This is a genomic window from Pectobacterium aroidearum (genome assembly GCF_041228105.1).
Taxonomy (GTDB): domain Bacteria; phylum Pseudomonadota; class Gammaproteobacteria; order Enterobacterales; family Enterobacteriaceae; genus Pectobacterium; species Pectobacterium aroidearum.
On sequence record NZ_CP166097.1, the window covers coordinates 4,548,296 to 4,568,340 of the forward strand.

Consider the following 20,045-nt stretch of genomic DNA (forward strand, 5'->3'; position numbering starts at 1 on the left):
GTCATTTACTTAAAAAGATAACTCAACTCATCAAATCGGCTTATTATAAAATAATAACAGCAAGCCTCTCGCGCCTAATAATCGCGTTATAAAATAATTATACTGACACCCCAATATATTTCGCTATCGCGTACCAGGTATAAGATCCAGAATATCTTTTATCGACATGCATTTATCCTCAACTTCCAGTGTTCGGCCATGCTTGAGGATTTCCGGCAAAATTGACTTCATTGCAGGATAAGCCGCACGTAACATATGGTTTGCATAAATCACGATATTAAATCCGCCATCAATCAGTTGATCGAACGTAATATCGTTAAAACTGGTGGGCACGCAAACCAGAGGTAAATGTGGGTAATGCTCGCGGAATTGCCTGGCGAAAGCTAAAATTTCGGAAGGGTTCTTATGCCGACTGTGGATCATAATCCCGTCAGCACCCGCATCAGCATAACGCAGGGCACGGTTGATCGCATCTTCCATGCCGACGTCCAGAATCAGGCTCTCAATACGGGCGATCAGCATGAACTCAGGCGTCAGTTGTGCTTTTTTGGCTGTCGTAATTTTTTCGCAAAAGTCCTCTACGGAAGCCTGCGTTTGCTTTACATCATTACCAAATAAAGAGTTCTTCTTCAGACCCGTTTTATCTTCGATAATCATGGCGGAAATACCCAGATTTTCGGCAGCCCGAATACGGTGAGCCAAATGCTCCGTTTGCCCGCCAGTATCGCCGTCAAAAATTAATGGGCGAGTGGTAACATCAAATATTTCCGTAATCGCATGGAAACGATGGCTGATATCGACCAACTCCGTATCGGGTTTTCCCCGTAAAGTAGAATCGGTGAGTGAACTAGACCAAAATGCATCAAATTGATAATGAATATCGCCATCTTCATAAGCGGCTTGTTCAATTAATAAAGCAGAAAGCGGACTGTGAGCCTCCATCACACGAATGCCTTTTTGCTGCTGTAATAATTCACGGAGCGCACTGCGGCGTGAACCCGGCGTGCACCCTTTATAGGAATCCGTCGGGGTATGATTAGATAAAATAACAGACATGGTTATCTCCTATGTACCATAGAGTTGGGGGTATACTTTCCCTAGTAAACCAAGCGCAAAAACAACAAGACCACGCAACGTTATATTTATTTAAATTAAATATACCAACAGGGTGATTCTATTCCTTGGAAACAACACTTCAATAGGAGTAAAAATTTTTTGTTTATTTTTTAATTTCACCTACCTTATTGAAATGGAATCGATTTGAACGAAAATAAATTAATAAAGCAGGATATTAATTAGCACACATGAGTTTATTCATATTAAAAAACTAAAAAAACAGTCATTTTTAGTTTTTTGCTTCAACACAGGGTTTTATGAATGAGGTAGAGAGCGGAAATACTATTCTTATGAGTATTCACCGTTGAGTATATTATTCGCGGGTAAATAATGAGCATGAAAAGGCAGGGGAATACTTATAAATTCTCATAGTTTGATGACAATTTGATTTCTGTTTCACGATAGCAGTATGGACACGTCCCCAAACATGCCTCTTCTCCCCTCCCACAATTACACCGTTTTAAACGATTGTTTACATTTATGTAAATATCTATGTCTGCATACCGATTTATTGGTATAACAGTATTCATTATCAATGAGATACAGCTCCCCCCTGAAATCCTGCCTGCGCATGCTGATGCCGTCGGCGTTATGACTCAACAATGGCCTAAGAATTTACTCTATGACATCAATCTCTGAATCCCTCACCGCATTGGTGAAGCGCCGCGCGCAGTTGCGCGAGATGTTCACGACACATCAATTCGATACGCTTGATACCCTGCTGGAGCAAGAACACCAGATTTGGCTGGACGGTCCTAACCTGCCTTATACCTATATTTGGCTCATTAATTCGCTCTTTGACCCCGCGCTCTCTGATGCCGATACTCTCTCGCGCCTACAGGCCTGGGCTGCCGCGCGCCCTGAGAGCTATCACGCGCATCATCTCACTGGGCAATACTGGGAGAATGCCGCGGCGCGGATCCGTACTGCCAACGGTGGGCAATATGTCGAAGACGATCGCTGGATGGGCGCTGAGCTGGCACGCGATCTGGGCGTTGCGGCTTACCTGCACGCCAGTGCGCTACACCAGCGACCTGCCCTGACCTTTTCACGTCTGTTCCGTCTGACCTGTTATTTAGGCGAGCCACAGTGGCTGGGTGTCCTACTGCAAGGCGGTGAGCCGCTGACCTACGCACAGCGTCAGTCGCAGGTGGACCCCGCGTTGTGGGAAGCGGGTCTAGAGCGCTTGCGCAATGAAGGGGCGCAAACGCTGGTTGAGCTTCCCACAGCGCTGCCAGCTTCACTGCGAGCCAGAGAGGATCATGAGTGGGAAGAGCCCATGAACTATTGGCTGCGCATCACATTAGCCGTTCGCCCACAGGATCTGGCGATTCGCAAAGAGTGCGTTTACTTCCTGTACCCACGCTGGGGCGGCAGCCATGAGGCAATAACGCAATTTATTGATGGGCCACTGTGTGAAGCACTGACAGAGCCCGAGCGTAACAGCCTGCGCGTTACCCAGTGCTGGGACTATGTTGGCTACGCGGCACTCATTCCAGACGCAAACGACGCCGAAAGCATCACGTACTGTCGGGAAACGTTCGACTGGCTGCTGGGTCTGGAACTCTTTCCAGATATCCGCGCCCTTGTTTTACGCCAGTACGCCTGGTTCCTCGGCAACTATGCACGCCTTGAGGATGAAAACGGCATTCGCTGGAATAAATCGGACATGCAGTTGGCCTATGACCTGATGGTTGAGGCATGGCAGGTCGATCTCCCAGAATCCGATCCCGAAAGCGATGCATTCGCCACGTTAATTAGCTGTCTGGATTTCGTCCGGATTGAAGATAGTTTCGGTTTAATGCCGAAATGGCTAGAACGCTGCCAATACTGGCGCGACGCGCACTATGAAACCACCATCGCGGCACTTGCCAGTAAATTTGGCTTCTACGGTATCGCAAAAGGCCAGTTTGATAGCAATGCGCTGCTCGCACGTTGCCGCGTACTGAAATCAGAGACGAACTTCGGTCAGGCGGGAACCAACCTGTTCGAATACGTTTCTGAGGAAGCGGGCGTATTCCTGCTGCACGAAGCCGCCAATTGGGGCGAAGCCTCCTCAATGGCAGCACTGTCAGATTTATATTCCGGCCACCTTTCCCGCCGCAACGAACGCGATCCCTCTCCTTACGAAGATCAAGAAAAATCAGACTACTGGCAGGAACGAGCCGCAGATGCCGGCAATGAGATTTGCCAGTACAACATTGCCTATTGCCTGATCAGAGATAATGAAACGCTGTCGCCAGCGCAGTACCAGCGCGCACGCGAACTGATGTTCGGCATACTGCATCGCCCCAACGTGGGGAGAACCGTGTGGACACGTGCAGCAAGGGAATTGAGCACGCTGCTGCTGTTTAGCAACATTCCTGAAGATCAGGCACGCTGTGTGGATGTCGTCCTGCCCGAATTATGGAGCGACGAGGATGATGATAACCGCGACTATGCTGCAGGTTACTACGCGTATGCGTTCCGTAATGGCGCAGGCGTCACCCAGAATAGCTATCTGGCCAAAGTATGGATCGACCGGGCGCTGGAAATCAGCCCCGATAGCCAGTACAACCACGATCGTGCGAACGAAATCTATCAGCGGGGCGGTATGTTAGGCGGCGTTCGCGCGAAGATGGGTTTCAACCGCGATAAAGCGAAAATAGATGCGCGTGGACGTGCGATCACGTTTGGTGATGACGCTCATCAGGAACACCAGTAAGCGACAACAGTACGCACATTTCTTCCTCTCCTCGTGGTGGGGAATCACAGCATCGTATGATTGGGGCGGCAGCGCTGCCCCTGTTATTTTCAGGTGTGAATATCCCTCAGGCCTCACATCGCACAAACATGCGCTAAGCGACAAACTAAGGCCAGAACGGCACGCTATTGCAGTTGTCAATTCAGCGCATTTTGTACCATTATATTCCCCAAAATAAGCACCGCTAATAAGTGAAAATTCAGAAAGTCTCTTTCTCTTTTCTGACGTGGCACACACCTCAACAAACAAGGCAGGTCAGTGTGGATAGTTTCAGTAACGTAATATCTCGCCGCACTTTCCAATTGCTGGCACTTTGCTTATTCGCGTTTACGGCTCATGCGCAAACGAGCGACCCTCTTCTGGCTATCCCCTCTCATGACACGCCGTCTCTCACGCCGACGGACAATCAGGCTCGCGGCATTCTGATAGCGGTGGAACAAGCCACACTATCCAGCGAACTGGCTGGACGTATTGTGGAAATACCGTTTAGAGAAGGGGAATCCTTCAAGAAAGGCGATCTGTTGGTGCGGTTTGACTGTTCTATTTACCAAGCTCAATTAGCTGCGGCTTCTGCCGCCACACGCGCCGCAGAAGCAGAACTGAGCCAAAATCAGCAATTAGCACAGATGAAATCAGTGGGGAGACACGCGGTATCGTTATCAGCCGCGCACTTTGCACAAGCTCAGGCAGAAAGCCAGGTTTACCAAATTCAGGTCAATCGTTGTCGCATCACAGCCCCCTTCGACGGTCAGGTGGTGAAACGCCGTGCACAGGCATTTGAGAGCGTGGCGCAAGGTGCGCCCCTGCTGGACGTGGTGAATAACCGCAATCTAGAGATCAACCTGCTAGTCCCATCACGACTTCTGTCGGTGCTCAAACCGGGATTAGCCTTTACCTTCACGCCGGATGAAACCGGAAAACCGTTACAAGCCAAAGTCACACGGCTTGGTGCACGTATTGATGAGAGCAGCCAAACTCTGGGACTCACCGGTACACTGGCTCACGCGGACAATACCTTAATGGCAGGTATGAGCGGAACGGCACAGTTTTCGGAGGCGCAGTGAGCACCGCGCCAACCTCTGCCAGTACCGCCGCGTTTGCCCGCTTTCTTGACGTTGAACGACAAGCACGGGCGGCAAAGAGCACCGAAGAGCTGGCCTACTGCATCGTCAACGACAGCCAACCGCTGTTTGGTTTTCGCCATGCTGCACTGATCATCAATGGCCGGGTACGCGCGGTGACTGGCGTCACGCAACCCGCCCCCCATGCCCCTTTTGTTGCGTTTATCGAACGTGCCTGCACCCAGTTATCATCAGTCGATGAGAAAGCCCTAGCTAAATGCGCGGTGATTGAAGCCTCACAGCTTGATGAACAAAGCCGTAAAGATTGGCAGGCGCTCTCAGCCCCTGAAGTGCTATGGTCCCCCCTCAACGATCGTCAGGGGAAACCCTTCGGTGCTATTTGGTATGCACGAGAACAGCTATGGCAAAGTACCGATCAGGTGCTGGCAGAGCAACTCAGCGGGGCTTTTAGCCATGCCTGGCTGGCTCTCGAACCACAAACGACCCGCTGGCGTCGCCGACAGACTCGGTGGAAAATAGCCGTCCCTGCGCTGCTACTGCTCGCTTGCCTGTTCATTCCGGTGCGCCAATCCGTGTTGGCACCCGCCGAGGTGATTCCTCATCAAGGCCGTGTCGTCGCCGCCCCGCTGGACGGCGTGATCCAATCCTTTACCGTGTTACCGAACCAGAGTGTACGTAAAGGGGAGGTGCTGGTTCGCTTTGACAGTACCACCCTGAAAGCCCAGGCAGATGTGGCCGAACGTGCATTGAACGTTGCCGAAGCGGAGCATCGTGCAAGTTCCCAACGTGCGTTTCAGGATGCGGACTCCAAAGCCCGGCTCGACTTTCTCGCCGCTCAGGTGGCACAAAAACGCGCGGAACGCGATTACGCCAATGCCTTGCTGAGCCGCGCAGAAATCCGCGCCGAACGGGATGGCATTGCGGTATTTGCCGACGCAACACGCTGGATGGGTAAACCGGTACGCACTGGCGAACGTTTGATGGAGTTGGCAGACCCCGCCCTCACCGCGTTACGCATTGAGTTGGACGTAGGCGACGCCATCCGGTTGCCGCAAGAGGCACCCATTACCCTGTTTCTGGATAGCGATCCACTGACGCCGCACGCTGCATTGTTAGAACGTATCGCCTATGAGTCGGAACAGACACCAGCCGGCAATCTGGCCTACCGTCTTGATGCGCGGTTCACTGACACACCGCCACGTATCGGCCTGCGCGGCACGGCAAAAATTTCCGGCGACTATGTTCCCCTTGCTGTTTACTTGTTCCGTCGACCGCTGGCAGTGATCCGTCAGGCAATTGGGCTATGAATCCGCAACTGCCCCCCCTGCGCGCCGATCTTCAATTGGTAGAATCGGCTCCCGGCATCAACGGAGCCCCGCAGTGGGTGCTGTCCGATCCTGTAACCGGACGTTATTTTACCCTGACTCCCTCGGCTATCCGCCTGTTGCGTCATTGGCCATTGCGCCATCCGCAGCAAATATTGGCCGCCGCCAACAGTGAGCCCGGCCTGCCGCTGAGAGTGAAAGAGTTGGAGCAACTACTGCAGTTCCTGCGCCAGCACGATTTAATCGCGGCAAGTGATGTGGAGCAACGTCAGCGCTATCTGGGCAAAGCTCAGGCGATGCGCACCAGCTTATGGAAAAGCGTGCTGCACCAGTATCTGTTTTTCCGTATTCCTTTGTGGCGACCCGATCCGGTACTTAACCGCTGTTGGCCGTGGCTACAGCACTATGGCGCGCCCTTTCTGATGTGGGTATTTCCATGCATCCTGCTGCTGGGTTTATTTTTGGTCAGCCGAGACTGGGTACGTTACACCCATTCGTTTCCACACCTCTTCAGCCTGTCCGGCATGGCCGTGTTCGGTATTTCTCTGGTGTTCGCCAAATTTATCCATGAGCTAGGCCATGCCTTCATGGCGAAACGGGCGGGTTGCCGTGTGCAAAGCATGGGCGTTGCCTTTATCGTGTTATTTCCCTTGTTTTATACTGATACTACCGATGCTTGGAAACTGAAGGATCGTCAGGCACGCTTGCTGATCGGCGCGGGCGGTATTCTGGCCGAACTGATGTTGGCGGTTATTGCGCTCTTGGCCTGGGCATTACTGCCAGATGGCGCGGCACGAACGGCCGCCTTTATGCTTTCCAGCGCGACGTGGCTGACCACGTTGGTCGTAAACCTTAACCCTTTGATGCGCTTCGATGGCTACTTTTTACTGAGCGATTTCTGGCGCGTAGAAAACCTGCAAGAACGCGCCTATGCGCTCTGCCGCTGGCGGTTGCGGGAAAGTCTGTTCGGCCATGGTCACCCAGCACCGGAAAACCTCTCCCCATCTCTGCAACGCAAACTGCTGGTGTGGGGCTATGCCTCCTGGATATGGCGCTTTTTCCTGTTCTTTGGCATTGCGCTGGTGGTTTACCACTTTTTTATCAAGGTGATCGGCATTGGTTTAATGCTGGTTGAGATCGTCTGGTTTATCGCGCTACCGATAGCCAAAGAAGCCTATGCCTGGTGGTCAATGCGCAAATCAATACATCCTATCGCTTTTTTGCGCAGCGCCCTGCTGTGCTCGGCCCTCTTGTTTATCTTGCTCTATCCATGGGGTGGCAGTATCCACATTCCTGCCGTCTTGGAAGCCGAGAAGGTCAGTACCCTCTACAGCCCGGTACCGGCGCAGGTTAACCAGCTACACGTTACAGATGGTCAGCGGGTGGATGCCGGAGACATTCTGCTGGAACTGACGTCAGTCGACTTGGATTATCGTCTCGATATTGAGCGTCAGCGTATCACCCAGTTACAACAGCAGCGACAGCGTGGAGCGGCACGACAGGAAACCGCGAGTGAAATTCAGGTCATGGATCGGCAGTTAGCTGAGGCGCTGGCACGCTATCGAGGGTTGGCAGCACAGCGTCAACGCTTAACGATCCGAGCACCGCAGGCAGGTGTGGTTCGCGATCTGGCGCGTGATATGACAGCAGGACGCTGGCTAACGGCGGATACGCCATTACTACGTGTGGTGGAACCCACGCAGGGACGGGTGGTTGGCTATATACCCGAAGAATCACTCATGCGTACTCAAGAGGGCATGCAGGGCGTCTTCCTTGCCGACGATCCCGCTTTCCCACGTCTTGACGTCACGCTTCATGACATCGCCCCCACAGGCAGCGCTTACCTGCAACAAGAAATGCTCGCATCCGATCGCCACGGCCCGATTGCCGTGCGACGCGACCGCGACCACAATCCTCAACCAGTGCAGGCGCAGTACCGCGTTCATTTCATGGTACAGGAAGAGCCATTCCTGCCGCTGCAACAGCCTCTACGGGGCAGCGTCATTCTGGAAGGAGAAAAGGAATCTATTCTTGGCACGGTGTGGCGTCGGGTAGCGGCATTGGGCATCCGGGAAAGTGGTTTTTAGTGGGCTGGTTATCCTCAACATATACGCCTACCTTAGCTGGTATCTGGAGCAGGAGATGATCCAGATTCTGTAGAAAAGCGTTACACCTTTTCTGATTTCATCAGTTAATAAGATTACTTAACGTTTTAACGTGCGTATTGCGTCGAACATACACTACATTTTATTAACAAATAAATTTCTCTCTGGTTTTTTTATTACGCTTCCAACATACACATATCGCAACAATTTCAGCACATCCTTCCTTTGACAACCCAAATCAAACTCAATAATTATCAAATAAAATCAATAAATTAAAAAATCAAATCTTTTTCTTATCGGCTTACGTAAAAGCCTATTGCTAGTTTCACTTTTTATATGTAATTTTGTTTTTATTGTTTACATAAAATTACATGTTACTTAGCAAGTGAAGTTAGGCATCACAAGACCAAGCATCAAAATCATCAGATATATTTCACCCAGCGTGGAACTGTCCCTATTCCAAGGAGAGATGTTTATGAAATGCATTCAGCGTCTGTTTGCCAAATCTGCGATCGCAACTGTGTTAGCTGTAGGCCTATCGCAACCAGCTACCGCATCTGCATGCAGTACTGAGCCTTATATTGGCTCTATTTGTTATATGGTCACCAGCTATTGCCCACAGGGCTATCTGCCTGCAAATGGACAAACGGTGACTATCAATCAATATCAGGCGCTTTATGCCTTGATCGGAAATATTTGGGGAGGCTCCCCACAGCAGGGTAACTTTGTGCTCCCCGACATGCGTGGGCGCGTACCGGTAGGGGCTGGGCAAGGGACAGGATTAGCGAATGTCACTCGTGGACAAGTATTTGGGGTAGAGAATGTCGCATTGACGACAAGCAACGTTGCCCCACACATACATCCAGCCACCGTTGCCTCTTCTGGAGGCGTTAGCGGTACAGCTTCTATCGCTATTCCTGTGGTAAACGGTGCGGCAGCAACTAACGTACCAGACAACACGACATCATTGGCGACAACGTCTCCTTCGTTTGATTTAAGTTCCGTTGGTGGGGTTGACTCACCAGCTAAAATTTATAGTAATGCCGCGCCTACAACAACGCTGAAGCCGTTTTCCGCCCCGTTTAGTGTGACGAGCCTAACAGGTATAACCATTTCCCCTAATATTGGCGGCACACCTTTTAGTGTTCGTAACCCCAGTGTGGGTCTCACTGCGTGCATCGCTGCTATAGGCATTTATCCTACAAACCCAAACTAATATAACCACGCGCTCCCCTCATTTTCAGGGGAGCGTGATATCTGTAAGATATTGAAATTAAAAACGTAATATGTAATCTAATGATGGGCATAGGAGTGGTCTGTTGGTACTCACGATGGCAAGCGTACCGATAGTCCGTATTGAGTCATGACTTCCCGATATTAGCTTTAGAAAAATCATACGTACTAACACCACTCTGGAGTATGTCTTATGCTGTGGCGCCAATTATTCAGTAAGAAAAGTGACCATCCAACTGACCACATTGAGCAGGCTTATTCCGCTCCTCTTGGTTTTGTCCTTGAATCCCGCGTCTTATTTGACGGCGCAATAGCCGCAACGGCCACTCAGGCCGAAACCAGCAATTCGAGTGATGCCACGGCTTCTTCTAATCCTAATTCTGCACAGACTGCCAATCATTCTGCTGAAGCCGCATCGGAGAACAACACATCATCCGATCAGAATAGTGCCACGCATGACATCACGACTGACGTCGTTGTACAGGCTGTTGCAGGCGAAACAATACGTAAAGAAGCGGTATTTATTGATACGGCGCTGACGGATTACCAAACACTGGTCAACAGTGTCCCCGCTGGGGTTGATGTGTTTTTATTGGATAGCAGTAAAGACGGACTGACTCAAATGGCGGTATGGGCTGAAACTCATACTGGTTACGATGCGATCCATATATTGAGCCATGGCAACGAAGGGCAAGTTCGCCTTGGTAATCTGACGCTTGATAGTGCTACGGCGGAGGCACGTTCGGCCGACCTTGCTAAACTCGGCACAGCGTTAACACAGGATGGCGATCTGCTGCTCTATGGCTGTGATATTGCACAGGACACAGGAAAAAGCTTTGTCTCTTTACTATCACAGCTCACTCAGGCAGATATTGCAGCCTCGGATGATTTAACTGGCGCCATAGCCAAAGGTGGCAACTGGCAACTGGAAACAACGGTTGGCAGCATAGAAACGAACAATGCTGCATTGGGTGAAATAACCTCAAATTACAATAATTTACTCGCCTCCCCAACTCTCGGCACTAACACATTCTCGCAATTTTCAGGCACGAATACATTTGTTAGCAGCCAGTCTGGTGTCCAATCTTATGATGATATCAACAACGGCTTTACCTACGTTGCTTCCAGTACTGACAGAGTAACACTTCAAACTGTTGCTATAAGCGGTAACCAGGTCCTGAATACGATTGTTGCTCCTGGGGGAAATCTTAACTATTTTGCAATTAAATCGACGGATGGCAGCGAATTCAACCTATCGAATATTGATCTTAGAGGGCTGGGCAATTACGCATCAACGTTCACAATCACTGGGTATAAAGACGGTAGCGCGGTGGCGGGTGCAACGCAAACCATCACCCTCACGACCGCATTCCAGACGGCGACACTCTCCAATGCCTTTCAAAATATTGACGAGGTGAGATTAACAACAGCGACACTCGGTAATGGTACTGTCCAATGGGATAATATCGTCACCGCACCTGTCGTCGCTTCCACCGATAACGTTCCCAGCATAGCAGGCTCAGCGACAAACCCTACCTATACAGAAAACGGCACCGACGTCGGCTTATTTACCAACGTAATCGCTAACACCAACGACAGTGGACAAACCTTTACCAGCGCCACCTTTACCGTAACCAACGTAGCAGACAGTACCGAATACCTGAATATTAACGGTGTCAAGGTGTCCTTGATCAATGGCAATAGCGTCACACTCGGCAGCGGTTACGGGTCGGCCAGTGTTTCCCTCAGCGCAGGCACAGCCACCATCAGCCTAAGCGGAGCAACGCTGAGCAATGCCGATATGGGCACCTTGCTATCTGGCATGACCTACGGCAACAGCAGTGAAAATCCCCATACCACCGCACGGGTCGTGACCCTGACTCAGGTCACCGATTCTGGTGCCAGCAACAACAGCTACAGCCCCGGCAATATCGCCAGCACCGTCACCGTGGTTGCCGTCAATGATGCGCCAACGGATCTGGCTCTCTCCAACACGACATTCGGCCAGTCTCTGGGCAGCAACGGCATCGTTGGGACACTGTCGGCAACCGACGTAGACTCCACCACCTTTACCTACAGTCTGGTGAGTGGCGCTGGCAGTACTGATAATGCGCTATTTATCCTCAGCGGCAGCACGCTGAGAGCGGTTAATGCCGCCACCATGGCAGCCGGAACCTATTCCGTGCGTCTCCAGGTCTCCGACGGGCAAGCCACCTATGAGAAGGTCATCACCTTAACGGTGGCCGACGATATCGCCCCCACCTTTGACGCAACTCCAACGATCACCGCACCGACCACCAGCGGTTTTACCCTTAACACTGATCTGAGCGAAGCCGGTACCGTTTATTACGTGGTGGTGTCGGATGGCGCCAGCGCACCGAGCGTCACTCAGGTCATTAGCGGGCAGAACGCCGCAGGTAGCGCGGCATTGGCTTCCGGCAGTCAGGTATCCAGCAGCGCGCCCTACAGTCAGGCCCTGACGCTGACCGGCCTGGCAGCAGCAACCGCCTATGACGTGTATGTGGTGGCCAGAGACAGCGCCGGGAATGCCACCATCAGCGTGGTCAAACTCGATGTCACCACCGCCGCGAGCAGCACTGCGCCAACGCTGTCCGCCACAGGCAGCAATCCGGTATTTATTGGCGGGATGGCGGGAGCCGTCGATCTGTTTAGCGGTGTCAGTGCAGACACGCGAGACAGCGGGCAAACCTTTAACTCACTGACCCTGACCGTGTCCAACGTCAGCGACAGCGGTGAATTTATCAGCGTGGCAGGCAACACCATCAGTCTGGCGAGCAATGGCAGCGGCACGCTGACCGGCATCGGCAGTTATACGGTAACGCGCGTCGGCAACACCGTGACGCTACAACTGAGCGGGATGAGCGCCAGCAACACGCAATTTGCCGGTCTGGTAGATGGCTTACGCTACGGCAATAGCAACAGCAGCGTCACGGCGGCCACACGAGATGTGTCCTTAACCGCCGTCAGAGATAGCGGTACCAACAACAACACCACAGCGTTAAGCCTAACGTCATCAGTGAATGTATTAGCCAGCAACAGCGCGCTGTATGTTACCTCTGGAGACGATACCGGCGACGATGCGTCTTTCGGCAATAGCTTACAAGACGATCTCAATGATGGCGGCGGGCTCAGTCTGCGCGAAGCATTGCATTGGGCCAACCTGACCCCCGGTATCGACCGCATTGTGTTCCAGACCAACGTCACGCTGGCTGAAGGCCTGCTGGTCCCGACCAGTTCCATGTTGATCGACGGGCAAAGTTTTACCCTGAACGGCGGCGGTTATTCCGGCTTTCAAATCAACACGTCGTCAATCACCCTCGCCATTCAGAACCTGACATTGACGAATTTCACCACCAGCACTAATCAGGTTACCGGTGGCGTATTGGGGATCCATTACGGTGCGACGGACATCAATTTCAGGCTGTATAACGTCGATATCTCCGGCAATACCGACGACACCTGGGGTACCGGTATGATTGACCTGTTCAATATTGCCCCAGGCAGGTATATCGTCGATTTGGATCAGGTCAATATTCATAATAACGTGCTGTTTGGCGGCTTGAATGAAGAAGGCGTTGTCCGACTGTTCGTAGCCGGTACTCAGCACACCGTCTCGCTGTCGATCACTAATTCCGCCATTTACAACAACGGCAGTTTCAACCCAGCCAGCGGGAATATTGGCGTGGCCGGCATTTACGTAACGGCGAGCTTGAGCAACGCCACCAGCACGCACATCAGCTTGATGAACACCACCATCACCGGTCAGGATGCGGGCATGGTGTTTGGGTTCACCGGTGGCTCGACAAACTGGGTCGCCAACATACGCAACTCGATTATTTCCGGTAACACGGTCGATGTCACCACCTTCTATTCTGGTGGTACTGGTGGGACTTATACCCTGCTCGGCAACAACAATCTGATCGGCGGTACTGTCAACCTGATTTCGACGGCAGATCCGCGTCTGGCTGCGACTGCCACCAATGCGATTAATCAGGGCGATCGCTTCTCTGTCACCGGTGACGCAGATGCACGTGGTTTGGATCGTGTGCGGCAAGGGGCTGTCGATATCGGTGCTTACGAATCGCAGTTTGCCTCGGGTGTAAGTCCACAGGTGGACCTGAACGGCGCAAGCTCAGGCAATGACTATAGCGCCACCGTCTCCAGCGGCTTGAGCACGGGCGTGCCTATAACCGATATGCTGGCAACACTCTCGCAAACCGACGGCGACACACGCCTGTGGACGCTGACGCTCTCTCTGGCGGGCAACGTCAATGGCAGCAGCGAATATTTGACGTTATCGCAACAGGCATTATTGGCCGCCCATGCCGCGGGCATCAACGTGTCAGGTGATGGCAGCCAAACGGTTACCCTCACCGGTGGTGCCACGCTGGACGCCTTCCAGACAGCGTTACGCGCCATCGTTTATGTTAATGTCGCCACCACGCCCACCGCAGGCAATCGCACCATTTCGGTTACCGCCAATGACGATGCCAGCAGCAGTGCGACCTCAACGTTGACGGTCGTTGTTGGCAATCCTCCCGTGGTCGCAACGCCAATACCCGCACAGAGCGTGGCGCAGGATGGAAGCCTGAGCTTCACCGTACCAGCAGGTACCTTCACGGATCCGGATGGCGATACGCTGACACTGAGCGCCACATTGGCCAACGGTTCACCGCTGCCGAGCTGGCTCACCTTTAATCCGGCCACAGGCACCTTCACTGGCACGCCGGGCAACGCCGATGTCGGAATCCTGAGCATCAAAGTTACCGCCACCGATACCACCAATGCCTCGGTCAGCACCACCTTTAGCCTGACCGTCACCAACGTCAACGACGCGCCAATCGTCGCAACGCCAATACCGGCACAGAGCGTGGCGCAGGATGGCAGTCTGAGCTTTACCGTACCCGCAGGCACCTTCACGGATCCGGATGGCGATACTCTCTCTCTGAGCGCCACGCTGGCCAACGGTTCACCGCTGCCAGGTTGGCTCACCTTTAATTCGGCCACCGGCACCTTCTCCGGCACGCCGGGTAATGCGGATGTCGGCACCCTAAGCATTAAGGTCATCGCCAACGATGGCAATGCCTCCGTCAGCACCACCTTTAGTCTGACTATCACCAATGTTAACGATGCACCGATGGTCTCCGCCACTATTCCGGCGCAAAGTGTGGCGCAGGATGGTAGCCTGAACTTCACCGTTCCGGCAGGCACCTTTACCGATCCGGATGGCGATACGCTGACACTAAGTGCCACATTGGCCAACGGTTCAGCGCTGCCAGGCTGGCTCACCTTTAATCCGTCCACCGGCACCTTCTCTGGTACACCGGGCAACGCCGATGTCGGTACCCTGAGCATCAAAGTCACCGCCCACGATGGTAGTGCTTCGGTCAGCACCACCTTTAACCTGACCATCACCAACGTCAACGACGCCCCCGTGGTCGCCACGCCAATACCCGCACAGAGCGTGGCACAGAATGGTAGCCTGAGTTTCACCGTACCCGCTGGCACCTTCACCGATCCTGATGTCGGTGATACGCTGACCCTCAGCGCTACGCTGGCCGATGGTTCGCCGCTGCCAGGTTGGATCACGTTCAATTCAGCCACCGGCACTTTCTCCGGCACGCCCGGTAACGCCGATGTCGGCAGCCTGTCCATCCGCGTCACCGCCACCGATGGCAGCAACGCCTCGGTGCATACTGATTTCAGCCTGACCATCACCAACGTCAACGACACGCCTGTGGTCGCCACGCCGATACCCGCACAGAGCGTGGCACAGGGTAACGGCCTGAATTTCACCGTACCCGCTGGTACCTTCACCGATCCTGATGTCGGCGATACCCTGACGTTGAGCGCCACGTTGGCCAACGGCTCACCGCTGCCAGGTTGGATCACGTTCAATTCAGCCACGGGCACCTTCTCTGGTACGCCGGGCAACGCCGATATCGGTAGCCTGTCTATCCGCGTCACCGCTACCGACGGCAGCAACGCCTCGGTACATACTGATTTCAGCCTGACGATCACCAACATCAACGACGCTCCGGTGGTTGCCACACCGATACCCGCCCAGAGCGTGGCACAGGATGGCAGCCTGAATTTCACCGTACCGGCAGGCACTTTCACGGACCCGGACGGCGATACCCTGACCTTGAGCGCCACCCTCGCCAACGGCTCTCCGCTGCCGGGCTGGCTCACCTTCAATCCGGCCACTGGCACCTTCTCCGGCACGCCGGGCAATGCGGATGTCGGCAGCCTGTCAATCCGCGTCACTGCCACCGACGGCAGCAACGCCTCGGTGCATACTGATTTCAGTCTGACCGTCACCAACGTCAACGATGCTCCGGTGGTCGCGACGCCGATACCGGCACAAAGCGTGGTACAGGATGGCAGCCTGAATTTCACCGTACCGGCAGGCACCTTCACGGACCCGGATGGCGATACCCTGACGTTGAGCGCCACGCTGGCCAACGGCTCACCGCTACCGAGCTGGATCACCTTTAATCCGGCCACTGGCACTTTCTCCGGTACGCCAGGCAATGGTGATATCGGCAATCTGAGCATTAAGGTCACCGCCAACGATGGCGATGCCTCGATCAGTACCACTTTCAGCCTGACAGTCACGCCATCGAACCAGGCCCCCGTGGTATCCACGCCAATCCCGCCGCAAAGCGTGGCGCAGGACGGCGGCTTCAACTTTACCGTGCCTGCGGGCACCTTCAGCGATCCGGATGGTGATGCGCTGACGCTCAGCGCCACCCTCGCCGACGGCTCCCCGCTGCCAAGCTGGCTGCACTTCGATCCTGCTATTGGCACCTTCTCCGGTACGCCGGGTAATGGCGATGTGGGTACGCTGGTGATCCGGGTAACGGCTACCGACGGCAGCAATACCTCAATTAGCACCAGCTTTGGCCTGACGGTGACCAATGTTAACGATGCGCCTGTGGTTGCTACACCAATCCCGCCGCAAAGCGTGGCGCAGGATGGCGGTTTCAACTTTACCGTGCCTGCGGGCACCTTCAGCGATCCGGATGGCGATACCCTGACGCTCAGCGCCACCCTCGCCGACGGCTCGCCGCTACCGGGCTGGCTGCACTTCGATCCTGCTATCGGTACCTTCTCCGGTACGCCGGGCAATGGCGATGTCGGCACGGTGGTCATCCGGGTAACCGCTACCGACGGCAGCAATACCTCCGTCAGCACCAGCTTTGGCCTGACGGTGACCAACGTTAACGATGCGCCGGTGGTTGCCACGCCAATCCCGCCGCAAAGTGTGGCGCAGGATGGCGGCTTCAACTTTACCGTGCCTGCGGGCACCTTCAGCGATCCCGATGGCGATACCCTGACGCTCAGCGCCACCCTCGCCGACGGCTCGCCGCTGCCGGGCTGGCTGCGTTTCGATCCTGTTATCGGCACCTTCTCCGGTACGCCGGACAATGGCGATGTCGGCACGGTGATCATCCGGGTAACAGCCACCGACGGCAGCAATACCTCCGTCAGCACCAGCTTTGGCCTGACGGTGACCAACGTTAACGATGCGCCGGTGGTTGCCACGCCAATCCCGCCGCAAAGTGTGGCGCAGGATGGCGGCTTCAACTTTACCGTGCCTGCGGGCACCTTCAGCGATCCGGATGGCGATACCCTGACGCTCAGCGCGACTCTCGCCGACGGCTCGCCGCTGCCGGGCTGGCTGCGTTTCGATCCTGCTATCGGCACCTTCTCCGGTACGCCGGGCAATGGTGATGTGGGCACGGTGGTGATTCGGGTAACCGCTACCGACGGCAGCAATACCTCAATTAGCACCAGCTTTGGTCTGACGGTAACCAACGTTAACGATGCGCCGGTGGTTGCTACCCCTATCCCAGCGCAAAGTGTGGCGCAGGATGGCGGCTTCAACTTTACCGTGCCTGCGGGCACATTTGTCGATCCCGATGGCGATACGTTGACGCTCAGCGCGACTCTCGCCGACGGCTCACCGCTGCCAGGCTGGCTGCGCTTCGATCCTGCTATAGGCACCTTCTCCGGTACGCCGGGTAATGGCGATGTGGGCACGCTGGTGATCCGGTTAACGGCCACCGACGGCAGCAATACCTCAATTAGCGCCAGCTTTGGCTTGACGGTGACACGCAGCATTGTGGGCGGCGATCCCCAATTTAAAGCCAACGACGGTCTTGGCCGGACACCATCATTCAGCGATACGCGCCAGCAATCTACACAGGATATCGCGGCAGCAGAGCAGACGTTAGGTGGCCTGATTGCCAATCCGTCACTCGGCAGTCTTACCCTAGGTAACGATGGTGCCCCGAGATCAGTAATGTCTGCCATCTTCGCCACCGGACGTCAGAACACAGAGACAAGCACCCTCCCAGTCAGTCAGGTGGCAGGGGCTTTCGGACATGGCGTAGCCAGCGGCATTGGCGTTAATTTCGACAGCACGTTAGGTTCCTTCCCGAGCTTTAGCAAAGATTCTGCACTCGGCGGTACCTCATCGCTGGCCAGTACGTTCTCGGGGATCTATCTGCCTTCGCTAACACCAATGGAGGTCTTCTCCGGCGGCAGTTGGAAAGACATTCCACTCGATAGGGCGAGTAACGCAATGAATAGCACGGATGACAGCACTGGGCGCTCTGTGGCATTTACGCCCTCGCTCCACCGGCAATTACAACAGATAGGTGACTCGGAACTACAACGCCTGGCCGCTATTGAGCAAGCGTTGCAGGAAAGTGGTCAGCAGCAAGGATAATCCTGCACAACAGTGCAGCAATCAGCGATATGCAAGGCGATCGCAATCACAGCCAGAACCATCACAAAAACAAAATTGGTAATAATGACAATGACGAGGAGCGGAATCGTGTTAAAGGGTCGGAAACTATTTAGCCTTAGCGCCATCGTGCTAGCCGCCAGCGGCTGTGCCGTGACCACCCAGCCGATCAGCAAGGTCGAAAGCGGGCAACGCAGCCAGCAGGACCGAGTCGCCATGTTCAGCCAGCAGGAGCCCGTCACGGCACCGATTACGCTGTATGATGCGATGGCACGCGCGCTGAAATACAACCTCGAATCACGCTTAAAAGTGATGGAATATGCGCTGAGTCAGCAGCAACTGGAACTGGCACGTTACGATATGCTGCCCAAGATCGCGGCATCGGCAGGCTATGTGGGGCGTAATAATATGAGCGCTTCCAGCAGCCGCAGCGTGGAAACGGGGCGAACCTCTCTGGAACCGTCCACCTCGCAGGATCGTGACCGCGATGTGGCCGATCTGACCATGGTATGGAACGTGCTCGACTTTGGCGTCAGCTACGTGACCGCCCAGCAAAAATCGGATCAGCGCTGGATTGCCGAAGAGCGTAAACGCAAAGTCGTGCACACCATCCTGCAAGACGTGCGCTCCGCCTACTGGCGCGCCGTGGCTGCCGAACGCTTGTTGGGGCAGATTGATGGCCTGATCGCCCGCGTCAACACAGCACGTGACGCGAGTGAGCACATGTCGTCACAGCAGATTGGCGATCCCATCGAAGCGCTGAGCTATCAACGCGCGCTGATCGACGCCACACGCCAATTGGAAGAACAGCGTCGTGCACTGTCGCTCGCCAAGACTGAGCTGGCGACTTTGATGAACCTGCCATTGGATACGGCCTACAAGCTCGCTTTGCCACAAAGTGGTGACGAAACCGTACCGCAGTTGAATGTCGATGTGAAGGTGCTGGAAGAAGCGGCGCTGGTCAGTCGCCCAGAACTGCGCGAGCAGGATTATCAGGTGCGAATTCATGCCGCTGAAACCCGCAAAGCGCTGCTGCGTATGCTGCCCGGCGTGGAAATCAGCGCAGGCGGCCACTATGACAGCAACTCCTTCCTGGTCAACAACAGCTGGGCTGACGTCGGCGTGAAAGCGACCTGGAACCTGTTCAATCTGTTGTCCGGCCCAGCCGCGCGTAAAGCCGCTCAGGCTAACGAATCCGTGTCGGAAATGCAGCGTCAGGCAATGTCATTGGCGATTATGGCACAGTTGTACATCGCCCGAGCCAACTTCAATGAAGCGCAGCGACAATATAAAACCAGTTCAGAATTACGCAATCTTGACGCTAAAATCGTCGAACAGCTGAGAAACCGCTATAAGGCTAACAGCATTGGCGAACTACAGTTGATTCAAGGCGAGCTGAACGCCCTCAATGCCAGTTTGCGCCAGGATCTGGCCTATGCAGAACTGCGTAATTCCTACGGCCAGATATTCTCGACAATCGGATTGGATTTGCTGCCGAAATCACTGCCATCCAATAGCCTTGCAGATATCAGCCAGTCGCTGCGTCAATCTGATATCAACTGGCAGCAGGGTAAAATCAGTACCTTACAATCATTCTGATCAGCGTGTGGCATCGCACATTGCGATACCTGAATGTCATTTTTACACGATAGATAAAGGGCAGCA

8 protein-coding genes are annotated in these 20,045 nt (G+C 54.1%); 7 read left to right on the forward strand and 1 reads right to left on the reverse strand.

What is annotated here, in order from left to right; all coding sequences use genetic code 11:
* Positions 1 to 123: 123 nt before the first annotated feature.
* Positions 124 to 1,056, reverse strand: a complete 933-nt coding sequence (aepX, locus tag AB8809_RS20565; protein ID WP_180777399.1) for a phosphoenolpyruvate mutase — start codon at positions 1,054 to 1,056, stop codon at positions 124 to 126.
* Positions 1,057 to 1,738: 682 nt separating this feature from the next.
* Between aepX and AB8809_RS20570 the strand changes: the two genes are divergently transcribed.
* The 7 genes from AB8809_RS20570 (at position 1,739) to AB8809_RS20600 (ending at position 19,979) form a co-directional block, all read left to right on the forward strand.
* Entirely contained in the window at positions 1,739 to 3,820 is a 2,082-nt protein-coding gene (locus AB8809_RS20570) for a DUF4034 domain-containing protein (RefSeq protein ID WP_349855647.1), read from the forward strand.
* Between the two features lie 299 nt (positions 3,821 to 4,119).
* Positions 4,120 to 4,923, forward strand: coding sequence for an efflux RND transporter periplasmic adaptor subunit (locus AB8809_RS20575; protein ID WP_012773184.1), 804 nt, complete (start codon positions 4,120 to 4,122; stop codon positions 4,921 to 4,923).
* Complete coding sequence (locus AB8809_RS20580; RefSeq protein WP_349855648.1) at positions 4,920 to 6,248, forward strand: HlyD family efflux transporter periplasmic adaptor subunit; 1,329 nt, start codon at positions 4,920 to 4,922, stop codon at positions 6,246 to 6,248. The genes AB8809_RS20575 and AB8809_RS20580 overlap by 4 nt, the downstream gene beginning before the upstream one ends.
* Entirely contained in the window at positions 6,245 to 8,353 is a 2,109-nt protein-coding gene (locus AB8809_RS20585) for an HlyD family efflux transporter periplasmic adaptor subunit (protein WP_349855649.1), read from the forward strand. The genes AB8809_RS20580 and AB8809_RS20585 overlap by 4 nt, the downstream gene beginning before the upstream one ends.
* Positions 8,354 to 8,846: 493 nt before the next feature.
* The gene (locus AB8809_RS20590) at positions 8,847 to 9,587 is read left to right on the forward strand and encodes a tail fiber protein (RefSeq protein ID WP_349855650.1); all 741 of its coding nucleotides are present in this window, start codon (positions 8,847 to 8,849) and stop codon (positions 9,585 to 9,587) included.
* A gap of 210 nt (positions 9,588 to 9,797) precedes the next feature.
* A complete protein-coding gene (locus AB8809_RS20595) occupies positions 9,798 to 18,362 on the forward strand; it encodes a putative Ig domain-containing protein (RefSeq protein WP_369986695.1) in 8,565 nt (2,854 codons plus the stop codon).
* 108 nt (positions 18,363 to 18,470) lie between these two features.
* Positions 18,471 to 19,979 carry a TolC family protein gene (locus AB8809_RS20600; protein WP_349856476.1) on the forward strand — a complete coding sequence of 503 codons (1,509 nt, stop codon included), beginning with the start codon at positions 18,471 to 18,473 and terminating at the stop codon, positions 19,977 to 19,979.
* Positions 19,980 to 20,045 lie beyond the last annotated feature (66 nt).

Bases quoted from the DNA above. Each gene is read 5' to 3' on its own strand.
- aepX (WP_180777399.1), bottom strand. From the start codon at position 1,056: ATGTCTGTTATTTTATCTAATCATACCCCGACGGATTCCTATAAAGGG.
- AB8809_RS20570 (WP_349855647.1), top strand. From the start codon at position 1,739: ATGACATCAATCTCTGAATCCCTCACCGCATTGGTGAAGCGCCGCGCG.
- AB8809_RS20585 (WP_349855649.1), top strand. From the start codon at position 6,245: ATGAATCCGCAACTGCCCCCCCTGCGCGCCGATCTTCAATTGGTAGAA.
- AB8809_RS20590 (WP_349855650.1), top strand. From the start codon at position 8,847: ATGAAATGCATTCAGCGTCTGTTTGCCAAATCTGCGATCGCAACTGTG.
- AB8809_RS20595 (WP_369986695.1), top strand. From the start codon at position 9,798: ATGCTGTGGCGCCAATTATTCAGTAAGAAAAGTGACCATCCAACTGAC.